Source organism: Pseudoalteromonas sp. Of11M-6, assembly GCF_022347905.1.
In the GTDB taxonomy this organism is placed as follows: Bacteria; Pseudomonadota; Gammaproteobacteria; order Enterobacterales; family Alteromonadaceae; genus Pseudoalteromonas.
Map to the genome: position 1 here is coordinate 76285 of NZ_JAKRFW010000006.1, position 23830 is coordinate 100114.

General features: G+C 42.9%; 22 protein-coding genes. 16 read left to right on the plus strand and 6 right to left on the minus strand.

Translation table 11 applies throughout. The features are described 5' to 3' along the window. Window positions 1-37 precede the first annotated feature (37 nt). From MHN32_RS04660 to MHN32_RS04690, 7 genes are all read left to right on the plus strand, one after another. On the plus strand, window positions 38-556 hold the full coding sequence (locus MHN32_RS04660; RefSeq protein ID WP_239421057.1) for a hypothetical protein: 519 nt from the start codon (window positions 38-40) through the stop codon (window positions 554-556). A 14-nt stretch (window positions 557-570) separates the two neighbouring features. Then, window positions 571-1182 (plus strand): superoxide dismutase, encoded by a 612-nt coding sequence (locus tag MHN32_RS04665; RefSeq protein ID WP_206471110.1) that lies wholly within the window; start codon window positions 571-573, stop codon window positions 1180-1182. 136 nt (window positions 1183-1318) lie between these two features. Continuing rightward, window positions 1319-2677 (plus strand): AlkA N-terminal domain-containing protein, encoded by a 1359-nt coding sequence (locus MHN32_RS04670; RefSeq protein ID WP_239421058.1) that lies wholly within the window; start codon window positions 1319-1321, stop codon window positions 2675-2677. Continuing rightward, window positions 2674-3135, plus strand: coding sequence for a methylated-DNA--[protein]-cysteine S-methyltransferase (locus MHN32_RS04675; RefSeq protein ID WP_174170708.1), 462 nt, complete (start codon window positions 2674-2676; stop codon window positions 3133-3135). Before MHN32_RS04670 ends, MHN32_RS04675 begins: the two co-directional genes overlap by 4 nt. A 104-nt stretch (window positions 3136-3239) precedes the next feature. Further along, the gene (locus tag MHN32_RS04680; RefSeq protein WP_227387831.1) at window positions 3240-3965 is read left to right on the plus strand and encodes a transporter substrate-binding domain-containing protein; all 726 of its coding nucleotides are present in this window, start codon (window positions 3240-3242) and stop codon (window positions 3963-3965) included. Between the two features lie 56 nt (window positions 3966-4021). Next, the gene (locus MHN32_RS04685; protein WP_010607517.1) at window positions 4022-4600 is read left to right on the plus strand and encodes a thymidine kinase; all 579 of its coding nucleotides are present in this window, start codon (window positions 4022-4024) and stop codon (window positions 4598-4600) included. 181 nt (window positions 4601-4781) lie between these two features. Continuing rightward, window positions 4782-6179 (plus strand): ATP-binding protein, encoded by a 1398-nt coding sequence (locus MHN32_RS04690; protein ID WP_010607518.1) that lies wholly within the window; start codon window positions 4782-4784, stop codon window positions 6177-6179. 115 nt (window positions 6180-6294) lie between these two features. Here the strand turns inward: MHN32_RS04690 and MHN32_RS04695 are convergent, their stop codons facing one another. Further along, window positions 6295-9159, minus strand: a complete 2865-nt coding sequence (locus MHN32_RS04695) for a pitrilysin family protein (RefSeq protein WP_239421059.1) — start codon at window positions 9157-9159, stop codon at window positions 6295-6297. A 343-nt stretch (window positions 9160-9502) separates the two neighbouring features. On the opposite strand from MHN32_RS04695, the gene MHN32_RS04700 reads away from it, so the two are divergent. The 6 genes from MHN32_RS04700 (at window position 9503) to MHN32_RS04725 (ending at window position 16779) form a co-directional block, all read left to right on the plus strand. Further along, on the plus strand, window positions 9503-10759 hold the full coding sequence (locus MHN32_RS04700) for an HlyD family efflux transporter periplasmic adaptor subunit (protein WP_239421060.1): 1257 nt from the start codon (window positions 9503-9505) through the stop codon (window positions 10757-10759). 14 nt (window positions 10760-10773) lie between these two features. Beyond that, window positions 10774-11496, plus strand: coding sequence for an ABC transporter ATP-binding protein (locus MHN32_RS04705; protein WP_010607521.1), 723 nt, complete (start codon window positions 10774-10776; stop codon window positions 11494-11496). Between the two features lie 3 nt (window positions 11497-11499). Continuing rightward, window positions 11500-12813: an ABC transporter permease gene (locus MHN32_RS04710; RefSeq protein WP_239421061.1), complete on the plus strand. Its 1314-nt coding sequence runs from the start codon at window positions 11500-11502 to the stop codon at window positions 12811-12813. Window positions 12814-12823: 10 nt separating this feature from the next. Continuing rightward, a complete protein-coding gene (locus tag MHN32_RS04715; RefSeq protein WP_010607523.1) occupies window positions 12824-14026 on the plus strand; it encodes an FtsX-like permease family protein in 1203 nt (400 codons plus the stop codon). Between the two features lie 114 nt (window positions 14027-14140). Further along, window positions 14141-15481 carry a sigma-54 dependent transcriptional regulator gene (locus MHN32_RS04720; protein ID WP_239421062.1) on the plus strand — a complete coding sequence of 447 codons (1341 nt, stop codon included), beginning with the start codon at window positions 14141-14143 and terminating at the stop codon, window positions 15479-15481. An 8-nt stretch (window positions 15482-15489) separates the two neighbouring features. Then, entirely contained in the window at window positions 15490-16779 is a 1290-nt protein-coding gene (locus MHN32_RS04725) for an ATP-binding protein (protein WP_239421063.1), read from the plus strand. 39 nt (window positions 16780-16818) lie between these two features. Here the strand turns inward: MHN32_RS04725 and MHN32_RS04730 are convergent, their stop codons facing one another. The 5 genes from MHN32_RS04730 to MHN32_RS04750 all read right to left on the minus strand — a co-directional run bounded on the left by MHN32_RS04730 (window position 16819) and on the right by MHN32_RS04750 (window position 20766). Beyond that, window positions 16819-17463, minus strand: coding sequence for a 2OG-Fe(II) oxygenase (locus MHN32_RS04730; protein WP_039491627.1), 645 nt, complete (start codon window positions 17461-17463; stop codon window positions 16819-16821). Between the two features lie 63 nt (window positions 17464-17526). Next, complete coding sequence (locus MHN32_RS04735; RefSeq protein WP_239421064.1) at window positions 17527-18000, minus strand: low molecular weight protein-tyrosine-phosphatase; 474 nt, start codon at window positions 17998-18000, stop codon at window positions 17527-17529. 128 nt (window positions 18001-18128) lie between these two features. Beyond that, window positions 18129-19298 carry an NO-inducible flavohemoprotein gene (gene hmpA / locus MHN32_RS04740; RefSeq protein WP_239421065.1) on the minus strand — a complete coding sequence of 390 codons (1170 nt, stop codon included), beginning with the start codon at window positions 19296-19298 and terminating at the stop codon, window positions 18129-18131. Between the two features lie 25 nt (window positions 19299-19323). Then, the gene (locus MHN32_RS04745) at window positions 19324-20541 is read right to left on the minus strand and encodes an NnrS family protein (RefSeq protein WP_239421066.1); all 1218 of its coding nucleotides are present in this window, start codon (window positions 20539-20541) and stop codon (window positions 19324-19326) included. Further along, window positions 20542-20766, minus strand: coding sequence for a hypothetical protein (locus MHN32_RS04750; protein ID WP_010374807.1), 225 nt, complete (start codon window positions 20764-20766; stop codon window positions 20542-20544). It abuts the gene before it with no gap. A gap of 161 nt (window positions 20767-20927) precedes the next feature. Between MHN32_RS04750 and norR the strand changes: the two genes are divergently transcribed. The 3 genes from norR (at window position 20928) to bfr (MHN32_RS04765) (ending at window position 23688) form a co-directional block, all read left to right on the plus strand. Next, window positions 20928-22490 (plus strand): nitric oxide reductase transcriptional regulator NorR, encoded by a 1563-nt coding sequence (gene norR / locus MHN32_RS04755; RefSeq protein ID WP_343224378.1) that lies wholly within the window; start codon window positions 20928-20930, stop codon window positions 22488-22490. 241 nt (window positions 22491-22731) lie between these two features. Continuing rightward, the gene (gene bfr / locus MHN32_RS04760) at window positions 22732-23202 is read left to right on the plus strand and encodes a bacterioferritin (RefSeq protein ID WP_010607531.1); all 471 of its coding nucleotides are present in this window, start codon (window positions 22732-22734) and stop codon (window positions 23200-23202) included. 3 nt (window positions 23203-23205) lie between these two features. Beyond that, the gene (gene bfr, locus MHN32_RS04765; RefSeq protein WP_010607532.1) at window positions 23206-23688 is read left to right on the plus strand and encodes a bacterioferritin; all 483 of its coding nucleotides are present in this window, start codon (window positions 23206-23208) and stop codon (window positions 23686-23688) included. The last annotated feature ends 142 nt before the right edge of the window (window positions 23689-23830 follow it).

The window sequence follows — 23830 nt, forward strand, 5'->3', positions numbered from 1 at the left end:
CTTGCACAAGCAAGCTAGTTCGGTATAAGGGTAAAATATGAAAAATCGCATGGACCTTAGTGCAAACCACTTAGCAAGTGGAGTTTGCGCGTTATCTTCAGTGTTGTCACCTTGGCAAGCTAAAATACTCTCAGGTAATCAAGCATATCAAGCGCAAATATTTCTGCGCGCCCGTGATGAATATCAGGTTGCATTGACACTCGCGACAGGTATTTTAGATGAGTTTTTATTATGCCAAAAAGACAGCGTTGTGATGAGTGCCATAGAGCACAGTTTACCAGCCGTCGTGGTATCCGCGCATAATCTAGCTGATACCTTTATTGCGCTTGACCAACCAAATAGAGCGTGCCAGCAACTTATCTCAATCCATCTGAAGATACATGCAACCTACCTCGAATATAACAACGAACTTGCGCCTATCGTCTTACATCATTTGCATAAAACTCGACAAGAGTTGATCCATTTTGCAACACGCTATCCTCATTTACCTGAGCTTATTCATCAAATTAACGAAGCGATGCTGGTAACACACCTGCATTCTCGCGTTTTACATTAACATTTGGAGGTCGAATGGCTTATACCTTACCTGAATTACCGTACGCATATGATGCACTGGAACCACATATCGACGCGAAAACGATGGAGATCCATCATACTTTGCATCATCAGACATATATAAATAAAGCAAACGCAGCATTAGAGGGGACGGAGTTCGCGGGTAAAGACACCGAAACGTTGCTGAGAAACATTAAAACGTTACCTGAAACCTTACAAAAAGCAGTGCAAGAACATGTCGGCGGGCACAATAACCATAGTTTGTTCTGGCAAATTATGACTCCGAATTATGCGCCTTTGTGTGATGGGCCGTTAAAACAAGCGATAGAAAGTGAATTCGGCGGTTTTGATAGCTTTAAAACTGAATTTACAAACGCTGCTGTCAGCCGATTTGGCAGTGGCTGGGCATGGTTAGTTGTAGATGAAAATGGCAAGTTAGCGGTGACGAGTAGTCTTAACCAAGATAGTCCCTACATGGAGCAGCACACCCCAATATTGGGTTTAGATGTGTGGGAACATGCTTATTACCTCAAATATCAGAATCGTCGACCAGAATACATCGCCGCTTTTTACAACGTCATTAATTGGTCTGAAGTCGAGCGCAGATATAATCAAGCAATAGGTTAGTACTTTTTCCTCAGTTATTTAAGCCCCTAGCGGGCTTTTTTCATGAATACTCCAAATATGGTTGAGTACCAAAAATGGCTAGTTTGCTATAGTGATAGCTATTAGACTGAGTGAAAACGAAGTACGAGCGAAAGTCATGTATACACCAGAAGTTTGTTCTCAAGCTAGAAATAGTCGCGATGCTAGATTTGATGGGTTGTTTTTTGTTGCGGTCAAGAGCACCGGCATTTATTGTCGGCCAATATGTCCAGCACCTGCTGCAAAAGAAAAAAATGTTGAGTATTTTCAATTTGCCCACAATGCAGCGCAAGCTGGCTTTAGACCTTGTATTCGCTGCCGCCCTGACAGCGCACCGGGTAGTTATGCATGGCTTGGCACGGAAACAACCGCAGTCAGAGCCAAAAAGTTAATCGACGAGGGGGCCTTGATACGTCATTCGACAGAAGACTTAGCCGATAGGTTAGGCATTTCGGTCCGTTATTTAAATAAAGTATTCAATCAATATTTTGGCACCAGCCCCAAACAATATGCACTTTATAAGCAATGTGACTTAGCTAAGCAGCTATTACAGCAAAGTGACCTTCCTGTCACGCAAGTCGCGTTTGCCGCCGGGTTTAATTCATTGCGACGCTTTAATGATGCATTCCAGAAACTGTATCAGTTATCACCAAGTCAACTCAGAAGAGACGCAGGTAGTGGCTCAGCCATTGCGATTTACTTGTCTTATCGACCACCGTACAACTGGGATAAAATGCAGCAGTTTTTAGCAATGAGAATTGTGCCAGGTATCGAGTGGTTAACAGAAAACGGTTATGGGCGAACCGTGATGATAGAAGGGGAAACAGGGCGCTTCACCGCGACTATCGAGCCTGAAAAACATCGCTTTAAAGTGGTTATCGCGCTCTGTGATTTATCCTTGTTAGTTCCGATGATTGCGCAGATCAGGCGTGTGTTAGATTTGGATGCGGATACCTGTTTTATTGAGTCTCACCTTCATGAAGCCGCACCTGATTTGCCGCTACAAGAGGGACTCAGATTACCTGGGATCTGGAGTGAGTTTGAAGCGGGAATGAGAGCTATTTTAGGTCAACAAATCAGTGTTCAAGCGGCGAGAAACTTACTTGCTTTATTGGTTGAAACACTTGGTGAGGTAGCTGAAGATGGCATGCGTTACTTCCCTAAGCCTAAGGCCGTATTTGATAGTGATCTCGTCTTTTTCAAAATGCCTGAGCGGAGAAAAGCGGCTATTAAAGCTTTCGCTGAGCAATATGTTGGTTCGGAACATGTTGAACTTGATGACTGGTTAAATATTAAAGGGATAGGCCCTTGGACTGTCGACTATGCAAAAATGCGCGGATTGAGTCACCCAGACATTTACTTGGGTGGTGATTTGGGTGTCAAAAAGGCAATGGAAAAATCCTTAAAAACAATAGATATCGAAAAGTGTGCTCCTTTTCGTTCTTATTTAACTTTTCAACTATGGCAACAATTATGATTGAAACTACATTAGCCTCGCCCACTGGAGAGTGGATAATACAAGCATCCAATAATGGTTTACGATATGTTGGTTTTTTTCCAAAGACGCGTTATGAGCAAGGGGAAAATCGGCATACAGAAATGGCAAAAAAACAGTTAACAGAATACTTTGCTGGCAAACGCCAACGCTTTGATGTGGTACTTGATGTGGATGGTACGCACTTTCAAAAGCAAGTCTGGCAGGTGTTGGCACAAGTACCATTTGGTGAAACGCATAGCTATGGTTGGATAGCGGAGCGCTTAGGGAACAAAAATGCCGTCCGTGCTGTTGGCGCTGCCAACGGCAAAAATCCAATTAGTATCATAGTGCCTTGTCATCGCATTATTGGTGCAAATGGCAAACTAACAGGATATGCTGGTGGACTTGAAGCGAAAGAGTGGTTGTTGCAACACGAGGGAGTAAGCTTTAAAAAATAGAGTATACTAGTGGTTAATCGTTGTTATTTCGATTTACTACATGTTTGGAGTGAATGTTGAGACTGCTATTTATTGCTTTTTGCGTTTTTACTTCGTGGACCTGTATGGCAACAGAGGTTCGCTTTTGTTATGAAGATAAACATGCTCCACCCTTTATCCATGGTGCAGGGCAAACTGTGCCATCGGCAAATCCAGGCGTCACGATCCAGATAGTGCAACAGCTTGACGAGCACGTAAAAGAGGTGAACTTCACTTACACTCGAAAGCCATGGAGCCGTTGCTTGCATGAGCTGGAAAATGGCAAAGTTGATGCTGTGGTGGCAAGTCACCGAGCATCCAGAGAAGAGCAAATGGCGTATCCAAAGAATCCCGATGGCACTATTGCACAGCAATATGCAATTAATCGGATCAGCACTTGTTTACTCAAAAGCAAAACTAACAAAGCAACATTAAATCTGAGCAAAGAAATAGAACTCGCAGTACCTCGTGGGTATGCTATTCGAGAAAGTATGCCCAAGCATTTTTCCATATTCGAAACCGACTCGTTGGAGCATGCTATTGCACTGGTTGAAAATGAATTACTAGATGCGACCATTGGCCTTTGCCAAATCGGTAATATGCCAATCACATTATCGCCTCCCTTTAACCACTTGGAAGCGGTTTTTCCACCGATAGAAACGTCGTTTGGTTTTATGGCATTTTCTGAGCAGTTTTATCAGCAGCACCCTGAATTAAGCTGGAAAGTGTGGCGTGCAAGTCAGCTTATTAACCTCGACACCTTATATAGTGAGTATTTGCGTTCACAACCCAGCCAAATGGATAAGCAATAGATCTTTTAATCGTTAGCCAGTAAACTAGCGCGAATTTTTATTTCGAAATATCTATTATGGCCCAGCTTTATTTTTACTATTCGGCAATGAATGCCGGTAAATCTACAACTTTATTGCAGTCGGCATTTAACTACCGAGAGCGAGGCATGCGCCCGTTTATTATCACTGCTGCAATTGATAACCGTGCTGGTGTGGGCAAAGTAGCGTCGCGTATCGGCTTAGAAGCTGAGGCGCAAGTTTTTGAAAGCCAAACAGATGTGAAAGCACTGCTGATGTCTGCCCACACCGAGAGTAAAATTGACTGCGTATTGGTAGATGAGTGCCAGTTTCTAACAAAAGCTCAAGTCGCAGAGCTGACGGATATCGTCGATGAGTTGCGGATCCCGGTATTATGCTATGGTCTGAGAACTGACTTTCGTGGTGAGCTGTTTGAGGGCTCACAATATTTACTGGCGTGGGCAGATAAATTGATTGAGCTAAAAACCATCTGTCACTGTGGTCGTAAAGCAAACCGAGTGCTTCGCACCGATGAGCATGGCAAGGCCATTGCGGATGGCGATCAAGTTGTGATTGGTGGTAACGATAGATATGTTTCTCTTTGTAGAAAACACTATAAGGATGCGCTAAACGCATAAGTATATTTAAACCTGATGTACTGCGAAGAGTGGCTTCTTAACAGTACAGATCCCGTTCTATCGTCACTCAGTATTTTTTCCTACCATAACGCTAAATTTATACTATTTTCTGGTTCGAATAATTTGGTAAACCTGTGGATTTGTACCATCCTTAAGAAATAGGAGTAAGGGTGTCATTTTAATGAGTCAGCAGCAGCCATTATCATTCTTAAACGTTTCAGAGCCTGATGAACAAAACCTAGACGAGTCTGCATCTCCTTGGGTGGTGTTGATTGTCGATGATGAACCTGAAGTTCACGATGTGACTAAACTTGTGTTAACGGCTTATCGGTTTGAATTAAAACCACTCGAGTTGCTTCATGCCTATAGCAAAAAAGAAGCGATTGATATCTTAAGCAATCGAGATGACGTTGCATTAATTTTACTCGACGTCATCATGGAAAGTGAAGAAGCGGGCTTAGAATGTGCGCAATACATACGTGAAGAACTTGGCTATCATAACGTAAGAATAGTACTGCGCACTGGCCAGCCCGGCAGTGTGCCGGAACATGAAGTCATGCTACGCTATGATATTAATGACTATAAAAATAAAACTGACCTCACAAAATCTCGTCTTTTCACTATGTTAACCAGCTCGCTACGCTCTTACCGAGATTTAAATCGACTTGAGTTGTTGACCGATGAACTAACCAAACTTAACGAAGGATTGGAAGAAAAGGTCAAGCAGCGCACTCATGAACTTGAATCGTCAAATGATGCCTTAAGAGAGGCATATAACCGTATTGCTGAGCAGCAGCAAGCCTTGATCCAATCAGAAAAGCTCGCATCGGTAGGGCAGTTTGCTGCAGGTGTCGCCCATGAAATTAATAATCCGCTTGCGTACTTAAAAAGTAACTTAGAGTTTGTACAAAGTTCGTTGGTTAAGTTGTATCGAGCTTGGCAATTTTTGGCAAATAATTCGCAACTCTCTCCTGAATGTGCAAAATCGCTGAGTGAATTGGAAAAAGAGTATCAACTAAACTGGGCCTTGAGTGAAAGTGATGATGTGATGGCAGAAATGCACTCGGGACTCGACAGAATTCAATTGATTGTTAAAGAGCTGAGTGTGTTTTTTGAAAGCAATCAAACCCAGTTTCAGCAAGTAGAATTCTATTCTCAAATTATGGACTCTGTGATGATTAATTTGGAGTTGGATGGTACAAACTTGAGCCTGATTGAATTTGAAAAAGGAGAACGGTTTGAATTGCACTGTGCCCCTGCACTTCTAGAACACGGTATTTATTGCCTCATAAAGAACGCCTTAGAAAGTACCGGTAGAATGCGCAAGGCCATTAAAATCACCACGAAAGTTGAGAGTAAAACGCTCTCTATCGATATCTTCGATTGTGGTGAAGGTATTGCGGATAAGCTGGTACATAAAGTATTTGATCCGTTTTATACCACTAAAGCCTCAGAAAAACACGTAGGACTTGGGTTAACGATTGCATCTAATATCATTAAATCTCACGGTGGTGAACTATCTTTAACGTCAGTGATTGGTAAAGGTACCAAAGCAGCCATCACTTTACCCTTAATCTGATTGCTAGTGTACTCTCTACTTTACCTTCGATGCTAAAGTTAGCATGATAAGTGCTATCAGCGCTTCCTCTGCGCTCACACTTATCATGCTTTATTACTTTGTTATTTTACCAAAGTTAATTGAGTCTTATCACTTCGCCAAGTCCTAGCGCTGTTAGGCGATTAGCTTGCGTTTTTGCATCTCCAACCACGATATATATTAGTTTATTCGGATGAATATACTGCTTGGCAAGTCCCTTCATGTCATCAACTCCCAGGCTTTCGATTTGTTCGTTGCGCTGCTGCATAAAGTTGTTTGCCAAATTCAGAGACCCAATTTGCTCAAGTACTTTAACTTTTGCTGTTAAGGTTTCAAAGCGTCTGGCATTACTTTTTAAATAGTAATTTTTTGTCGTTGTTAAATCGGCTAAAGTATACGTGTTCCCGTACTCTTCGACGATTTGTTTTACTAACTCCAGAGACTCCAAAGTGACATTGCTTCGGACGTTAGATTTTATTTCAAACATTGAAGAGACTGGTGTAGCGTCAAATTTTGAGCGTATATGATAGGTATAACCTTTGTCTGCTCTTAGATCCTGAACAAGGCGAGAAGAAAACCCACCACCGCCAAGGATGTAATTCATCGCTGTTGCGTTAAAGTAGTCAGTGTGATTTGCTTTAAGTGACGGATGAGCAATTAGTAGTGTCGATTGCTTTGCCTGCGGAATATCATAAAAATATATTGCTGCAGAATTAAGTGCATTTGGCTCAGGTAAAAGAGGAAGTGTTGCTTTTGATGCGGGCCAGTGGTCAATTAGCTGCTCAAGAGACTTTTGAATATCTGCATGTTTGACAGCGCCGGCTACATATAATTTTGCCAATTGTGGGGCTATATTTTTTTGATGGTAGGTTTTTAGGTCATCAATTGTTATCTTCGAGATACTTTCTTCTGTGCCCAGTGTATTATTTGCCAACGGGTGATGTCTTGGATATGTAAGCTTGTATAGCTCTTTTTGGGCGATGGCTTCGGGATCTGCTGATGATTGTTGTAGTTGTCCGGTAACCGTTTGTTTAGCAAGTTCAAATTCAGTTAAATCCCACCTCGGTTGAGTCAGTATTTCACCAATTAATGCCATTGTGGCTTCATAATTACGTGCCAGAGTACTTGCTTTTAGCACTATTTGCTCGCGCTCTGCTGTTACTGTGATAGTTGAGCCTAGCTGTCTAATCTCATTGTTTAACTCTTCAGCTGATTTTGTCGCTGTCCCCCGGGTCAGCATATTTGCAACTAGGTTAGCGGTACCATTTTTATCTGGCGACTCGAGTAACAATGCACCATCAATAGTAAGTTTTATTTCAACCAATGGCACTTCGTCACTGTATAACGAAAAAACCTCTAGTCCATTTTTTAACTGAGCTGTTTTTACATCTGGCGTTGGTATTACCGGAGTTTTTCCAAACTCGGGTTCAATGGAACGATCAAAGCTAGATGGTGTTTTGCTAATCTGGAGTGGCTTGGCTGTATCGAGTTCGCTGATGTCTTCAAGGTTGATCTGCTCTTCTTTAATCACTGCCTTTTGGGCGGTGTCAACAGCGAGTTTTTTACTACCTTTAGGTACAAAACTAGTTGAAACAAAAGGCTTATTCTTTAGGTATGTGTTATAAACACGCCAGATATCGTCTGCGCTGACTGCACGCATCAAGTCAATTTCTTTATTAATGTATCCAGGATCATTTAGCAGCAAATTGTAATCGGCAAGCGCGACGCCTTTATTTACAACACTTGATAGATTCCGATAATACTCAGTTTCTATACCCACTTTTACACGATGAAGATCGTCTTGTGAAAATGCTTCTGTTTCGAAGCGCTTTAGCCCAATTTCAATCGCTTGCTCAACTTGATCTAAATCGACACCGTCGTAAGCGGTAATCATCATGATCAACTCGCCAGCTAATTCAGAGCGGATATCAAGTAGCATTAAACCAGAGCTTAATTTCTGCTTCTCAACGAGCTCATTGGTTACAGGTGCTTGGTTGCCATCAGTTAATAGCTTAATTAGCACATCCATCGCATAGCTATCTCGATGAAAACGCGGCATAGAAGGCCAAGCTTGTGTTAACTGAGGAACTTGCGCAAAACTATCTTCATGATAGCGTTTTTTGCTGCTCGTCAACACGATGGGTTGCTTCGGTTGGGGTGAAACTTCCGGTCCTCTTGGAATATCGTTAAAATATTTCTCGACCCAAGCTTTTGCCTGGTTACTATTAAAGTCTCCAGAAATAACTAACGTAACATTATTCGGTCCATACCACCGTTTATAGAAGTCTTTGACGTCTTCGACCGTAGCGCTAGCTAGGTCTTCAAGGGAGCCTAATGGCAGCCAGTTGTATGGGTGATCGACTGGATACAAATTTTTTGTAACTACATCAAATACATGACCGTAAGGTTGGTTAGTGACGCGCTGACGCTTTTCGTTCTTTACTACTTCTTTTTCTTGTTGAAGAACGGGGATTGTTACGGTGTTGATGAAATAGCCCAGTTTATCGGCCTCAGCCCAAATCATCTTTTCCAGTGCATCATTGGGTACCGTTTGCATGTAATTCGTGATATCTCGGTTAGTTGAGCCGTTTGCACCAGAGCCTCCCACTCGAGCACTTAGCTTGTCTAGCCCACCTTTACCTAAATTTTCAGACTCTAAAAATAATAAATGCTCGAATAAGTGAGCAAATCCAGTTTTGCCTACCTTTTCACGTGCAGAGCCAACATGTGCAGCAAGGGTGACGGCAACGACGGGATCGGATTTATCAATATGAAAAACAACATCTAAGCCGTTATCTAAAGTGAACTTCTCAAAATCCACGTGAAAAGACGAGTTGGCATGATCAGGGACATCGGTTGCTGGCTGAACTGTAATATCTTGTTTTTGGAGATTAGAAGTAGAACATCCTGAAAGAGTGAACAAACTTGCCGTGATAGCAAGAGCAAGTGGCTTAACGTTCATTAACTTACCTTATAATTATAATTTCCTGTTAATTTAAACAGTTGCGAAACTATTGTCCATAAATAAGGGAATATTCCCTCGTAACGGTTTCAGATTTCTTATTGTGTCCGCTGCGGACACTTTTTCCGTCCGCGGACACATTTCATCCTCTTCTAAAATGAAATAAATAAATATAATCAACAGCTTAAGTTTTGGCACAAAGTTAGCCTCTTTTACTGCATACAAACTAATAAAGAAGATACGTTATGTGGTTAAGTACTGCTTTTTTAATTTCACCCTTGATGATGTTGGCTGTAGCAACGGTCGTGGCGGTATTTGACTCGTTAATTCGAGGAGAATCATTATGATTAAAGACACAAGCGGACAAGATGAAGTGCTCCAAACTGGTAAATCCAAAAAGAAGCTTGGTCTTGTAATAGCGGGTGTTGTAATTATTGCAGCACTTACCGCACAGGTCGTGTTTGGTGGGCCAAATGCTAGTAGCTCCGTGGCCAAAGATAGAGTGCAAATTGCAGCCGTGACTTTCGGTGAGTTTACCCGCGATATTGCCGCCACAGGTTTTGTCGTTGCTGCAAATGCACCACAAATTTATAGTCCGGAGCAGGGTTATGTCTCTTTACAGGTCAAAGCGGGTGATAGCGTGACTCAAGGTGAAGTACTAGCCACGGTTAAAAGTCCAACTTTAACCAACCAGCTCCAACAAGAAGAAGCGGAGCTGCAAAGACTGAGTGGTGAGCTTGAAGGGAAAAAGTTAGATGTTAGACGTCAAAACTTGGCGTTAAATCGCTCCTTAGATCTCGCTCGCGTCGAACTATTAGCGGCAGATAGAGAAGACCGACGTGCTCAGTTGTCTATCCAAAAGAACCTCATCAGCCAAATTGATTTAGAAGAAGCGCAAGACGACCTAGCGCGGGCAAAATTAAACTTCAATCATGCAGAGCAAGAAGTTGCGCTAGGCAAAGATACCTTGGCCTTTGAACTTAAATCTGTTGAGAATCAGCTTGAGCGGCAACGTTTAATTGTTGAAGAATTAAAACGTCAAGTTGCAAGCTTAGATGTGATTGCGCCGGTTTCAGGCATAGTCGGTAATTTATTAGTCGATCAAAATGCGCTGGTTAATGCCAATCAGGGGTTGATGAAACTCGTTGACTTAAGTGCTTATGAAGCCGAGCTTCAAGTACCTGAAAGTTATGCGGCAGAGCTTGGGCTCGGGATGGCCGTTGAGCTCAGGATTGGCAACCAAAATATTTCTGGCGTGTTATCTGCGATTTCTCCAGAAGTAAATAACCGTGAAGTCACCACTCGAGTACGCTTTTCGGACGAAAACATTGATGGCATTAGACAAAACCAACGTTTGTCTGCTCGGATTTTACTAGAGCACAAAGAAAATACCTTAATGGTCAAACGTGGCGCTTTTATGAGTGAAGGTGGGCACATCGCTTACAAACTAAGTGGTGATATCGCTGAGCGAATTGAGATCACCACCGGTACCTCAAGCATCAGTGAAGTTGAAGTGCTTAATGGCTTAAAGCAAGGCGATCAAATCATCATCAGTAGTTACGACGCATTCGAACGTGCGCCCAGCATCTTATTAAGATAAGAAGGAAAATAATAATGTTAATTATGAATAATATCGGCAAAGTATACCAAACTGATATGGTGCAAACACACGCACTCAGAGATTTTAACCTGCAAGTAAATGAAGGAGAGTTTATCGCGGTAACGGGCCCTTCAGGCTCAGGTAAAACAACCTTCTTAAATATTGCTGGGATGCTAGAAGGGTACTCTAGTGGTCAATATATGCTAGATGGAATTGATGTTGGTAAGCTTAATGACAACCAAAGAGCTGATCTGCGAAACCAAAAAATCGGCTTTATTTTTCAAGGTTTTAACCTTATCCCAGATTTAAACTTGTACGAAAATGTTGAAGTGCCACTACGTTATCGTGGTATCAAGGCGGCTGAGCGCAAGCGCAGAATTGAAAACTGTCTAGAGCAAGTTGGCCTTGCTGGCCGTGCAAAACATTTGCCACAACAGTTGTCCGGTGGACAGCAGCAGCGTGTGGCGATTGCAAGAGCGCTTGCTGGTGAGCCACGCTTTTTACTCGCCGATGAACCAACAGGGAATTTAGATAGTTTAATGGCGCGTCAGGTGATGGAGTTACTAGAACAAATTAACCGTGACGGCGCAACGATAGTAATGGTTACCCACGATCCGGAGCTCGCAAGGCGTACACCAAGAAATATCCAAATTGTAGATGGACAGGTTGCGGATTTTACTTTGTATCAAGGTAAAGGTGCGGCTTCACAAGCGTTGAAATCTCAGGTGGGAGCTTAAGTTATGTTTGCGCATTACCTTGATTTAGCTTGGCGTAGCCTAAAAGCCACGCCGCTTGCGACTAGTCTAATGACGCTGGCTATCGCCATTGGTATTGGCGTCACTATGGTGAGTTTATCCGTGTATCACATGATGTCCGCCGATCCAATTCCAAGCAAAAGTGGCAAACTCTATGCTGTACAGCTACAAGTGATGGATGAGGGGCAAACCTATCATTCAGCTGATGATATTCCCTTTCAGTTGACATTTTTAGATGCGAAAAACCTGTATCAAACGCTAAACATCGACAAAAAAGTCGCGATGTTTAAATCCGGTTTTGCTGTTCATGTAAGCAACCCCGAAGTGAGGCCCATGCTGCAAACGACACGGCTAATCACCCGAGAGTTTTTTGCTATGTTTGAGTTGAGTTTTTTGTATGGTGGAGTGTGGAGCCAAAGCCAAGCCGACAATGCTGCACCAGTGGTTGTAATTGACGAAACTATCGCACAAAAGTTATTTGGCCGCAGTGATGTGGTTGGAGAAAGTATTTATTTGGCGCAGCGAAGATATCAAGTAGTAGGGGTAACTAAGGAATGGCAGCCAAACGTCAAAATGTATGACTTAAACAATGGCGCGTTTGCTGATGCCGAGCGTATCTTCATTCCCTTCAGTCATGCTGCAGCTTATGAGATTGACACTTGGGGTAATACGAATGGCTGGAAGAGGGAAGAGATTAACAACTTCACGGACAAAATGAATTCAGAAATGCTTTGGACTCAGTTTTGGGTTGAATTAGAGAACGAAAAAGAACAACAAGCGTTAGCAACACAACTGGATAATTACATCCAAACCCAACAAGATTTGGGAAGATTTAACCGTAAAACACGAGAGTTTTCACTTCGAAATGTTACTGAATGGCTTGAGTACAATAATGTGGTTAGTGAAGATAACAAGGTCATGATTGGTTTAAGTTTTATGTTCCTTGCCGTTTGCTTAGCCAATATTCTCGGATTGTTACTAGCGAAATTTCTTAAACGTGCCCCTGATGTTGGCGTAAGAAGAGCGCTTGGTGCGAGTAAAACGCAAGTGTTTTACCAACACTTGGTCGAAGTGGCGTTGCTTGGTTTTATGGGGGGAGTGATAGGGATAGTTTTTGCTCAGCTTGGCTTATGGGGGATCCGCAGAACTAGCCATGTATACGAAAGTCTTGCAACGATGGATGTCTCTATGCTGTTAGCAGCGCCGAGCATCGCTATTGTGACTTGTATTCTTGCAGGGCTTTACCCAGCTTGGATAGTGTGTAAAACATCACCTGCTACTTATCTAAAAGTGCAATAAGGAGAGTCCCATGTTGGAATTAAAACCAATTATCAATGCGTTATTGCGCTCTAAAGTTGGTGCCGTACTTGCTATCCTACAACTTGCCTTGACGTTGGCAATTGTCAGCAATTCGCTGTCCATTATTAGTGAGCGCGTCAGCTATCTCAACAAGCCAACTGGCTACCCAGAAGAGTCGATAATCACCTTCAGTGTCATGTCGTTTGACGACAAGGTAGATGCAAACCAACAGCTTATCATTGATGAGAGAATACTAAAAAGTATCCCAGGTGTTATAGAAGCTGTGGGAGTGAGTTCGGTTCCGCTTTCAGGAGGAGGTAGCAATTCGGGATTCAGCTTAACCTCAGAAGACGATGGTAAACATACAAACTCGGGGCATTTATACGCCAATGAACAAGTGATCCGTACCTTGGGCGTAAAATTGATAGAAGGCCGTGATTTCACATCTGGTGATGTCCTGATCTCAAGTGAATACGCTAAGCAACCAGATGTTGTTATTGCCAGTAAGGCGTTTACGGACGAGATATTTGGTGAGGGTAAAGGATTGGGCGAAACGATTTATTATGGTGGCGGCCCGTTAAAAGTCGTGGGGATTGTTGAGCGTATGACTAATGCTTGGCCGCGTTTTAGAAATGCTGATCGCTTAATTATTTTTCCCATGGTCAATGCGAATGGATTTCAAGATTTCTTAGTTCGCACAGATCCGAGTTTGCGTGGCGAAGTAATGAAAAAAATAGAGTCGGTGCTGCTTCAAGAAAATCCAAATAGAGTGATCACCAATATGAAAGGACTTGATGAAGTAAAGGAAAGGTACAACTCTAAAGACATATTGATGCTAAGAATGTTGCTAGTGCTAATCACAGCATTAGTCGTCGTGACGGCGCTGGGAATATTTGGTCTTACTCAGTTTAATATCAGTAAACGTACTAAACAGATTGGTACTCGCAGAGCTTTGGGGGCGCGTAAGTCTGCAATTGTTCGTTACTTTGTGGTAGAAAACCTCATTGTTTGTGCAATTGGCTTAGTACTTGGCACAGTGGCTACGGTTTTCCTAGGACAAAAGCTAATGTCTTTGTATTCAGTGCCACCGCTAGAAGTAAGCTATATTTTGATAACGGCGCTTGGGCTTATCGTGCTCTGTATCGCGTCAGTTATTTTTCCTGCTAAAAAGGCGGCGAACATTTCACCGAGTATCGCAACAAGAAGTGTATAACCCTTATACCAACTAGGTTGTGTGAGCAACCTAGTTGGTATTACTTTAACTTGCCTTGTATTAGTTGTGCTAGTATAGGTAAGTGGCAATATGTAATAACAAGAATAAAATCATATGGATAAAATCTTAATTGTGGATGATAACCCTGCGGTGCTTGATGCACTGTCATTGTTACTAGAGCTGCATGATTATCAAGTAGTTACCGCGTGCTCACCGTTAGAAGCAATTAAAGTGGTATCGTTTCAGCAAATTGCACTAGTTATCCAAGATATGAACTTTAGTGCAGACACCACTTCAGGAGAGGAGGGGGCTGCGCTTTTTCACCAATTGAAAGCACTAAATGCAAAACTCCCTATTATCTTATTAACGGCTTGGACTGAGCTCACCATGGCGGTTGAGTTGGTAAAAGCTGGAGCTGCAGACTATCTAGCCAAGCCGTGGGACGACCAAAAGTTACTCACCACAATTGCAAATCTCGTCGCGCTTGGTGAGGCACATAAGCAAGTTGCAAACTTTGAACGGGCTGAACAAGAACGCCAACAGTTTAATCAAGGCGCGGATTTATGCGGGTTTGTGTATAAATCGGTGGCCATGCAGCGAGTCATAGATATGGCGCTGCAAGTCGCCAAATCTGATGTGTCAGTGTTAATAACCGGTCCAAATGGTCGCGGTAAAGAAAAAATCGCGGAAATTATTCAAGCGAACTCACCACTAAAAAACCAACCGTTTGTCAAAGTGAATGCAGGCGCGCTCCCAAGTGACTTAATCGAAGCTGAGCTTTTTGGTGCTGAGAGCGGTGCTTATACCGGTGCGAATAAGCAGCGTATTGGTCGCTTTGAAGCTGCTGATAAAGGCACGTTATTTTTGGATGAGATTGGTAATTTACCTCTTCCAGGGCAAACAAAATTGCTACGTGTTTTGCAAAGTGGCGAGTTTGAGAGGCTGGGTTCAGTCGAGACAAAAAAAGTATCGGTCCGTGTCATCTCAGCAACGAACGCAGATCTGCTAGCGGATATTCGAGGGGGGAAATTCCGTGAGGATCTATATTATCGCTTAAATGTCATCGAGCTAAACCTACCCGCGTTGTCACAGCGAGTGGATGATGTTTTACCTTTGGTCGCGCATTTTTTACCCGCAAGAGGGCTTACTTCGGATGCCCAGCAAGCATTATGTGAACACCCTTGGCCTGGTAACGTACGGGAGCTTGAAAATGCCTGTAAACGGGCGGCAGTATTGAATCCAGATGGCGAGCTCAGTGCCAAGGATTTTGGTCTTGACGTGCAGGCAAATACAGCACAAGTTAGCGCCTCGCATACCATACGAGAACCCAGTAAAGAAGAATTAGAGCAGGCGCTCAAGACTCATCTTGGTGTGATTGCGAAAGTGGCGCGACATTTTAACATGAGTAGACAAGCGCTTTATCGTCGCTTGCAAAAGTTTGGCATTGAATATTAAGGACAATAATGACGACCTCGCAGCAACATGCATTGATCATTGCCATCAGTATTATTATTGGCCTGATTCCTTTTTGGTTCTTTCTCGATGACCACATCGGTTTCATTGTAATAGTACTGGGCTCCGTCAGTGTAGCACTAGTGCTACATAGACTATTAATGCGTGAAAACAAAGCGGGGTGGGAGGCGTTAGAAGTCGGCTTGATGAACTTTAAGGATGGCGAATTTTCTACGTCAATCACCTATAACGCTAACAATGAGCTCGGTACGTTGTGTCAATTATTCAATGAAACGGCAAAACAGTTAAGAGATGAAAAACAATGGATTTATCAGCGTGAGCTGATGCTAGATAAAGTGCTTGAGTCGTCACCTCAGGTACTTGTCCTTGTCGACTCACAGGATGTGGTGGTATTTGCTAACAATAGTGCAAAAACGTTTTTTAACTGTGAGCACCGCCTTGAGGGTGAGCGTTTTAGTAAATTGTTATCCGGAGTTCCCGATGAACTTCATCAAGCTGCAAATAACCAACTTGATGGCTTGTTCTCAATACAAAACAGCAGTGGTGAGTCGCAAATGTGGCATCTCGCCAACGGTGAGTTATTACTCAACAACCACTTTCACAAATTATATATTTTTAAGCAATTCACTCGAGAGTTGAGCCGCCAAGAAGTGCAAGTTTGGAAGAAAGTGATCCGCATCATTAGCCATGAGTTAAACAACTCATTAGGGCCTATTTCATCTATGCTGCACAGCGGACAGATCTTGGCTGAACGCGTGGATGAACCTAGGTTAAGTCGAGTCTTTGCGACGATAGAAGAGCGCATTGTGCACCTCAGCGAGTTTGTTCAGGGCTATGGTAAGTTCGCCAAACTTCCTCTGCCAAACATTGGAACTGTGGATTTGCAGGTTTTGTGTGAGCGGCTGCAAAGCCATTGGTCATTCCAATATCAGCTTAATCAAACGCAATTACAGGCGGACACGACACAGTTAGAACAGTTACTTATTAATTTGATAAAGAATGCGACTGAGTCTGGCTCAGAGATAGAGGAAATCTGTGTTCAATCAGAGCAGCGCAGCGACGAAGCTTATATTTGGGTGCTCGATAGAGGCGAAGGCATGAGTGACACCGTGATGGCGAATGCCTTAATTCCATTTTACTCTACCAAAGCGTCAGGAACAGGGCTTGGTTTAGCGCTGTGCAGAGAAATTGTGGAAGCACACAACGGTAAGATCAGCCTCTATAATCGCGAAGGTAAAGGTTTGTGCGTCGAAATTCGGTTACCGAACAAATTATCCTGAATTTACTCAGGATAATAAACTTAAGACTGAGCTCATCAATTATTTTGGTGGATCAATCGAATGGTTAATGCTGGCGTTAACCCTAAACCACCCTGCAATTGAATAGCGCTTTTCGTTGGCAACCAGTACTTCATGAGGAAATTCATCACTTAAGAAGGTAACTAGCGTGCCGTAACTTGGCAGTACCGTTGTGAGTATCTCGTCGTGATTATCGGGATTGTAAACGACTAGTTCGCCGCCATTGTCTGACGCCCAAGACTGATTTAAGTACAATACCGTGGTCAAAATTCGGTTGGTCTTTCCCTTAAAGGCGTCCATATGCTTTTTGTAAAACGCCCCAGGAGGATAAATGGCAAAGTGGCTTTCATAACTAAAGAGTCCCATAAACAGCCGTCTGTTTAAATAGGCCTTTAGCTCGCCCATGTAGTTGAGCCAAACAGATTCCAACTCATTGCTGGTGTCTAACCAGTGAATTTTATCTCTGCGAATTTTCTTATTTTGCTCGTGAGAGGCTAAACGACCAATTCCAGCTTGCTTAAAGTCGTCACTGCTGAGCTCTGCTATTCTCAATTCTAACTTGGATAAAATGTCGGGACTGACGAAATTTGGCAAAATACTAATGCCTGTGGTTTGTAAGTCCTGAGCTAATTTCTCGAACGGAAATTCTAAGTCTAAATCTAACAATAGCGGCGCCTCTGAAAAAGGTCTTTTTACCGCTTTGTTTGGTATCGATCCAGCGAGTTAATTTTACCTTGTCGATAAGCGAATTTTGTTAATGATGTTTTCACTGGCGGCTTCGATTAAATCAAGCACATGTTCAAAGCCACGTTCACCACCATAATAAGGATCAGGCACTTCATGCTCAGTCATGTCACCAAACGCTAAAAACAGCTGAACTTTATGCGCTAAGTCGTTAGGACAAATGGAGAGTAGATCGCGGTAATTAGCGTTGTCTGCACACAAAACTAAGTCGTAATCTTCAAAATCGCTGGGTTTTACTTGCTGCGCTGATATGCCTGAAAAGTCATACCCTCTTGCGCTGCCTGCCGTGACACTGCGTGGATCTGGAGGGTTACCTTGATGATAGCCAATGGTGCCAGCGGAATCGATACGGGTTGTTAACTCTGTTGCTGCGAGTTTGTGCTTTAATACCGCCTCCATAGTTGGAGAGCGGCAGATATTACCCATGCAGACGACTAAGATACTAGAAATTGCGCTCATATTGTTGTCCTTCAAGTACGCTTTTATACCAATAGTATTTATTCTCCAAGTCTACCGATTTTTTAATTCAGAGCAAAATATAAGGCGTCAGCTAATACCAACTTTATTAGGACGCCAAATTTAACTCGTTAGTTTGGAAGGTTTTCGTGAGGACCAAATACCTCATAGAATATTTGCTCGGTTTGTACACCGGCATTCATCAGTTGGGTTTTGATAAAGCGCATAAAGGCAACCGGGCCGCATAGGTAGAACTCTCCGTCTGTTAGCGGCAAAGTATCTTTGATTGCGTTGATATCCATCAGTCCGGAATGCGTATCGTCGGCTTCTGACTCCAACCAAGTAACCACATTAAAATTTCGGATATTGCTACCAAGCTCATTGATTTCTTGGTTGAAACCTAAGTCACTGTGAGTTTTATTCGCGTGTAAAAAGTGTGCTTCGACTTCAGGTGAATGTTGGCTATGAACACCAAGCATGCAAAGCATAGGGGTTATTCCAACCCCAGCGCTAATGTATACCTTTGGACTGGCTGTGTGTTGTCTGACAAAGTCTCCAGCTGGTGGAGTGAGCTTGAGGGTGTCGCCCGCCTTAAGTGTATGAAGATATTGCGATACGGCACCGTCGTGTTTAGTAGAGATCCTAAGGTACGAACCATTGGGCGCAGCAGACAAAGAGTATTGGCGGATCTGCTGAAACCCTACCACTTCTTTTGGTACAAAGACAGAAACAAATTGTCCAGCTTGGTAATGAGGCAAGGCTTTACCGTCGACAGGCTTGAGATAAAAGCTTTTAATATTTTCAGTATTGCTTATTACCTTTTCAATTGTAAATTCACGCGTTCCTTGCCACCCACCTTGCTGCTCAAGCGCGGTTTGGTACAGGCCATGCTCTGCGGTGATAAATAAATCGGCTAAAAACTGGTAGGCATTAAGCCAAGCTTGTTCTATTTCATCTGTGAATTGATCGCTGAACTCGGCTTTGAGCGTTGCAATTAAATGCCGGCCAACAATAGCGTATTGCTCAGGTAAAATCCCAAGGCTAACGTGCTTATGGTTGATACGTAAAATGGCGTCACTGAGCACTTCTGGTTGATCAATGTAATTGGCATAGGCCGCTAATGCTGCAAATAGTGCCAACGGCTGTTTTCCCGAAGCCTGATGGGATTGGTTGAATACCCCTTTTAACTCTGGGTGTTGATTGAACATGCTATGATAAAACTTGGCGGTGATCTCGGGACCGACCTGAGCCAATAGCGGTGCACTTTGTTTTACCAACTCAATCGTATTTTGGGTAAGCATTAATATCTCCTGTTTGAGAGTAGAGTTAACCTATTCGCCCATCGACGCGTTTTTGTATCAGCATGGGCGCGAAGGTAATGGAAAAAAGCATAAAACCAAAAACCCAAGCCACGGCACTTAACAGCCATGCATTGTGCGGGTTTATAAAATGAATAAGGAATGCGCGGATAAGACCTGATACCGCGATACAGATAAATGCCAGTGTAGTTGTCGTGTCTACCTGTAATAGCCGGCCTGTGTGGCCCAAGGTAACGCGAGTCATCATGGCTAAGATCATTAATCCCATGCCATTAATTGCCACTAAGTGAAGATGGCTGCGCAAATGCTCTGGTGCAAAGGTGTTGTTGTATGCGCTAAGTATTAAACCCACTGCGATTGCACAATATGACAGGTACAGTGACCAAAGCAGTGGTACGTTAAATAATTTACCGTTAAACCAATAAATTGCTCTTATCGAATGCAGTAGCCCAAGGAGCAGAAGTGCAGCACTTAAATAGTGAGTATTTTGCATCGTAAACTGCAGGATATAGGTGAAAACGCAGATGATGGCGAGGTAAAAGATCGCCCTGTCTAACCTTGGAGTATGTGGCTTTTGTGCTTGCTGCAATCCTCGGGCAATAAAAAACGGAATAACGCGGCCACCCACTACACCAATCAATAACATGTAAGCAATTAGCGTTGCTTGGCTTGTAACGCTTAGCAATAAGAAGTGTTGGTTGTGAAGTAAAATCAAAAATACGATGTTGCAGCCACACAACATACTTACAGCAAAAATAAAAACACGATTGTTTCTGGATTTTGCATCAACAATTACGGTCGTTAAATTGATTAGTACAATGAGCCAAAAACTCAGTTGTAGTAGCAAGGTGATGATGATTGATGAATTTGCCACAAAAAAGCTCAGCCTAGCGGCACACCAAATAATACAGAGTGATAGCAGTGCGCCACCATGTAATGTCTGTCTTTGTGTCCAATTTTTTGCAGCGGTTAGCAAAAATCCGGCGACGACAGCACCGCCAAAGCCAAACAGCATCTCGTGGGCGTGCCAATAGGTCGCTGGGTAATCATTACGCCAAACAACATTACCATTGAGCAATAAAGCCCATACAGAAATGCTCACGACAGCGAATAACCCCGCGAGTAAAAATAGCGCTCTAAAGCCGAGCATCAACACGGGCCAAGTAGATGGTAAATACCAACACACTGCTTTTGGACTGGGCTCTTCTAGCTGGATTAAGCTCATTTACTTAACCTCCAAACCTAGGTGGTATAGACAGACAAGGCGGATGACGTAGGCAAGCTTAATCAAGGCGGCCAATACGATAGTACTAATATGTGCTGCAATTTGTGAGAAGAGGCTGAAGCTTTCAACGCTAAAAAAACTCACTTGCAGTGACAGCATAAACGCTGCGAGTGAAGTGAAAATGGCGATGTTGCTATATCTTAAAAGTTGGTATGCACGGCTCATCGTTAACTCTGCGAATGTTGATATATAGACTGAACATTGCAGGTGTCACGCCAACTTTAAAATGCTATATAAATCATTGTATTAGTATTCTATTATTGATGTTTGAGTCAAATTGACCTATCTTAATTAGTGTTTATTTGAATAAATTGAGTCTTTTTGACATGAATTCGTTAGCGCTCTCCAAATTGCTTGAGCTTAGTATGTCGTTATCACGACTTTCATTAGCGCAAGAGGGTCGCGAGGTTAAGCAATACGCTAAGTCCTTGCTTTCAGCATTGAGTCAATCTGTTACCGCTGATGCCATCGCCATTCTTTATGGCGATCAGCATGCATTAACTATCCTAGCTTGCAATGGGTTGAGTGCGGACGCTGTTGGGCGGCAATTTTTGCTTACAGAGCAACCTAGATTGATGTCCATTTTCGAGTCTGACGAACTAGTTAATTTTCCTGCCAATAGCGACTTACCTGACCCTTACGATGGTCTGTTGCTCGCCGAAGAAAGTCGCTTACCAGTGCATGCCTGCATGGGATTTAAGGTCGCGCTGCAAAGTAGCATCTTATTGGTGACGTTTGATTGTCTTAAACCGGATAGCTTTGAGCACTTGTCTGAGGTTTATATGAAAACCCTACAAGCAATTGTCTCAAGTAGTGCATTACGTATGTTCGAGGCTGAGCGCCTCTATGAGCAAGCACGTGCATCTACACTTACCCAATCTCAAAAGTCCGTTAAAAAGCAAATTTTAGTAGGAGAGAGTGCGGTGATGCACTCGCTTAAATCAGAAATTGAACTGGTTGCTGGTTCTGAATTTAATGTGCTTATTCAAGGTGATACGGGAACGGGTAAAGAGTTGGTAGCAAAACACGTACATTTTAATTCCCAACGAAATGACAAACCGTTTATACAAATTAACTGTGCGGCGCTTCCTGACTCGATAGCAGAAAGTGAACTCTTTGGTCACAAAAAAGGGGCGTTTACTGGGGCCGATAAAGACCGGTTAGGCAAGTTTGCAGCCGCGGACGGCGGCACGCTGTTTTTGGATGAAGTTGGCGAACTGAGTTTGACTTTACAGAGCAAACTATTACGTGTGCTGCAAAGCGGTGAGGTGCAAGCAGTAGGTGCTGACCGCATTCATATTGTCGATGTTAGAGTGGTTGCTGCCACTAATCGTGATTTAAAAGAAGAGGTGAGGCGCGGAAAATTTAGGGCTGATCTTTATCATCGCTTGAGTGTGTATCCTTTATTTGTTCCTCCACTGCTCGAAAGGCTAGATGACATCCCGCTGCTGGTTGGGTTCTTTTTAGAGCAGCTAAGAGGCACGCTCAACGCAAAACAAGTGGTGATGGATAGGCAAGCACTCAGCCGATTAATGCATTACGACTGGCCGGGTAATGTCAGAGAGCTTGAACATTGTGTCAGTCGTGCAGCGTTAAAAGCTAAGCATCAACAGTGGCAGGCTAATATCATTGAGATCCATGACATAGACATCGCGCCAAAACACAATCAACAAATTCAGCAGGCTGAGTGCATTACCACGCAAGAGAAAACACCTCCTGTCGCCATGAAATTCGCCGTCGAGCTACTACAAAAAGACATGATCGTTAACGCGATGGAACGTCATGGGTTTAATTGGTCGGCAGCTGCGAGAGAGCTGGAAATGGATAGAGCAAATTTGGTTCGACTAGCAAAGCGTTTAGGGTTAGATGTTAAAAAGCAGATGAGTTAAGCAGCCGGAGCTGCTTTTATAAATCTCAATAACTTAGCAAGTTTTTTATTCTGAGTTCTGATTAAATACAAGCCGTTCAAAAAATGAAACCCTAAATGTAATGAAAATTGTTATTAATACTCTTATAAGTTGTTTATTTTAAAAGGGTATATTAAGAAAACTGTTATTTTTATTTAATCTTGCGAAGAATAAATATTGAACTAGGGTTATAGGGCGTCACTCGACATTATTAGGGGGCCCTATGCAGGGTAATAAGCAAGTCATAACAGCGCTAAATCAAGTGCTTACGCTAGAGTTAACATCAATAAACCAGTTCTTTCTACACGCAAGAATGTTCAAAAATTGGGGTCTGGAAGAGCTAAACGAGAAAGCGTATAAAAAATCTATCAAGGATATGAAGCAAGCTGATGATCTTATCGAGCGCATATTATTCCTTGAAGGGTTACCAAACCTCCAGCATTTAGAAAAGCTACGAATAGGTGAGCACACCGAAGAAATGATGGCGTGCGACTTAGCGTTTCAACTCGATCAGCTTCCGACATTGCGCGATGCAATTGCGCTGTGTGAACATGAACAGGATTATGTTAGTCGAGAGCTACTTGAAGACATTCTTGAATATGAAGAGGACTATGTGGATTGGCTCGAAACGCAGCACTTCTTAATCAAAAATACCGGCATTGAAAACTATCTGCAATCGCAGATTGAGGGGTAAGTTATGCAAGGCAATTCTACCGTTATCGACTTACTCAACAAACAACTTACGCTTGAGCTTTCTTCCATGGATCAATATTTGGCGCATGCCAAAATGTATGAAGACTGGGGACTGGAGAAGCTACACAACAAGTTATCTCACGAGTATGAAGAAGAGCTCGATCACGCTAAGCGGATCACGGAGCGCATTTTGTTTTTGGAAGGTACGCCAGATACCGCTTCTCGTGCGCCGATCCACGTCGGTACTGACGTGAAAGAAATGCTAGAAAATGATTTGGCTGCGGAAATTCTGGTAAAAGATCACTTGAAAAAGGTGATAGCAGTGTGTGAGCAAGCGCAAGATTATGTTACCCGTGAAATGCTCGAAACCCTGTTAGATGACACCGAAATGGATCACATTTATTGGCTTGAACAGCATATCAATTTAATCAAACTAATTGGTTTACCAAACTACATTCAGAGCCAACTTGCTAATAGCCCTGAATGATCCCAACCACCGCACCTACCTTTGGGTGCGGTTTCTTTGTCTGCCATGCATTGTCTTGGTGATTTATAACGAGCAAGGTATTCGCTATAAAATTAAGCAATCACAATGATTTGAACTAAAGTTTAGTTATGTGTTGGGTGAT

Excerpts from the sequence above, each read along its gene's own strand:
- MHN32_RS04660 (WP_239421057.1), top strand. The coding sequence starts at position 38 with ATGAAAAATCGCATGGACCTTAGTGCAAACCACTTAGCAAGTGGAGTT.
- MHN32_RS04665 (WP_206471110.1), top strand. The coding sequence starts at position 571 with ATGGCTTATACCTTACCTGAATTACCGTACGCATATGATGCACTGGAA.
- MHN32_RS04670 (WP_239421058.1), top strand. The coding sequence starts at position 1,319 with ATGTATACACCAGAAGTTTGTTCTCAAGCTAGAAATAGTCGCGATGCT.
- MHN32_RS04675 (WP_174170708.1), top strand. The coding sequence starts at position 2,674 with ATGATTGAAACTACATTAGCCTCGCCCACTGGAGAGTGGATAATACAA.
- MHN32_RS04680 (WP_227387831.1), top strand. The coding sequence starts at position 3,240 with ATGGCAACAGAGGTTCGCTTTTGTTATGAAGATAAACATGCTCCACCC.
- MHN32_RS04685 (WP_010607517.1), top strand. The coding sequence starts at position 4,022 with ATGGCCCAGCTTTATTTTTACTATTCGGCAATGAATGCCGGTAAATCT.
- MHN32_RS04690 (WP_010607518.1), top strand. The coding sequence starts at position 4,782 with ATGAGTCAGCAGCAGCCATTATCATTCTTAAACGTTTCAGAGCCTGAT.
- MHN32_RS04695 (WP_239421059.1), bottom strand. The coding sequence starts at position 9,159 with ATGAACGTTAAGCCACTTGCTCTTGCTATCACGGCAAGTTTGTTCACT.
- MHN32_RS04700 (WP_239421060.1), top strand. The coding sequence starts at position 9,503 with ATGATTAAAGACACAAGCGGACAAGATGAAGTGCTCCAAACTGGTAAA.
- MHN32_RS04705 (WP_010607521.1), top strand. The coding sequence starts at position 10,774 with ATGTTAATTATGAATAATATCGGCAAAGTATACCAAACTGATATGGTG.
- MHN32_RS04710 (WP_239421061.1), top strand. The coding sequence starts at position 11,500 with ATGTTTGCGCATTACCTTGATTTAGCTTGGCGTAGCCTAAAAGCCACG.
- MHN32_RS04715 (WP_010607523.1), top strand. The coding sequence starts at position 12,824 with ATGTTGGAATTAAAACCAATTATCAATGCGTTATTGCGCTCTAAAGTT.
- MHN32_RS04720 (WP_239421062.1), top strand. The coding sequence starts at position 14,141 with ATGGATAAAATCTTAATTGTGGATGATAACCCTGCGGTGCTTGATGCA.
- MHN32_RS04725 (WP_239421063.1), top strand. The coding sequence starts at position 15,490 with ATGACGACCTCGCAGCAACATGCATTGATCATTGCCATCAGTATTATT.
- MHN32_RS04735 (WP_239421064.1), bottom strand. The coding sequence starts at position 18,000 with ATGAGCGCAATTTCTAGTATCTTAGTCGTCTGCATGGGTAATATCTGC.
- hmpA (WP_239421065.1), bottom strand. The coding sequence starts at position 19,298 with ATGCTTACCCAAAATACGATTGAGTTGGTAAAACAAAGTGCACCGCTA.
- MHN32_RS04745 (WP_239421066.1), bottom strand. The coding sequence starts at position 20,541 with ATGAGCTTAATCCAGCTAGAAGAGCCCAGTCCAAAAGCAGTGTGTTGG.
- MHN32_RS04750 (WP_010374807.1), bottom strand. The coding sequence starts at position 20,766 with ATGAGCCGTGCATACCAACTTTTAAGATATAGCAACATCGCCATTTTC.
- norR (WP_343224378.1), top strand. The coding sequence starts at position 20,928 with ATGAATTCGTTAGCGCTCTCCAAATTGCTTGAGCTTAGTATGTCGTTA.
- bfr (WP_010607531.1), top strand. The coding sequence starts at position 22,732 with ATGCAGGGTAATAAGCAAGTCATAACAGCGCTAAATCAAGTGCTTACG.
- bfr (WP_010607532.1), top strand. The coding sequence starts at position 23,206 with ATGCAAGGCAATTCTACCGTTATCGACTTACTCAACAAACAACTTACG.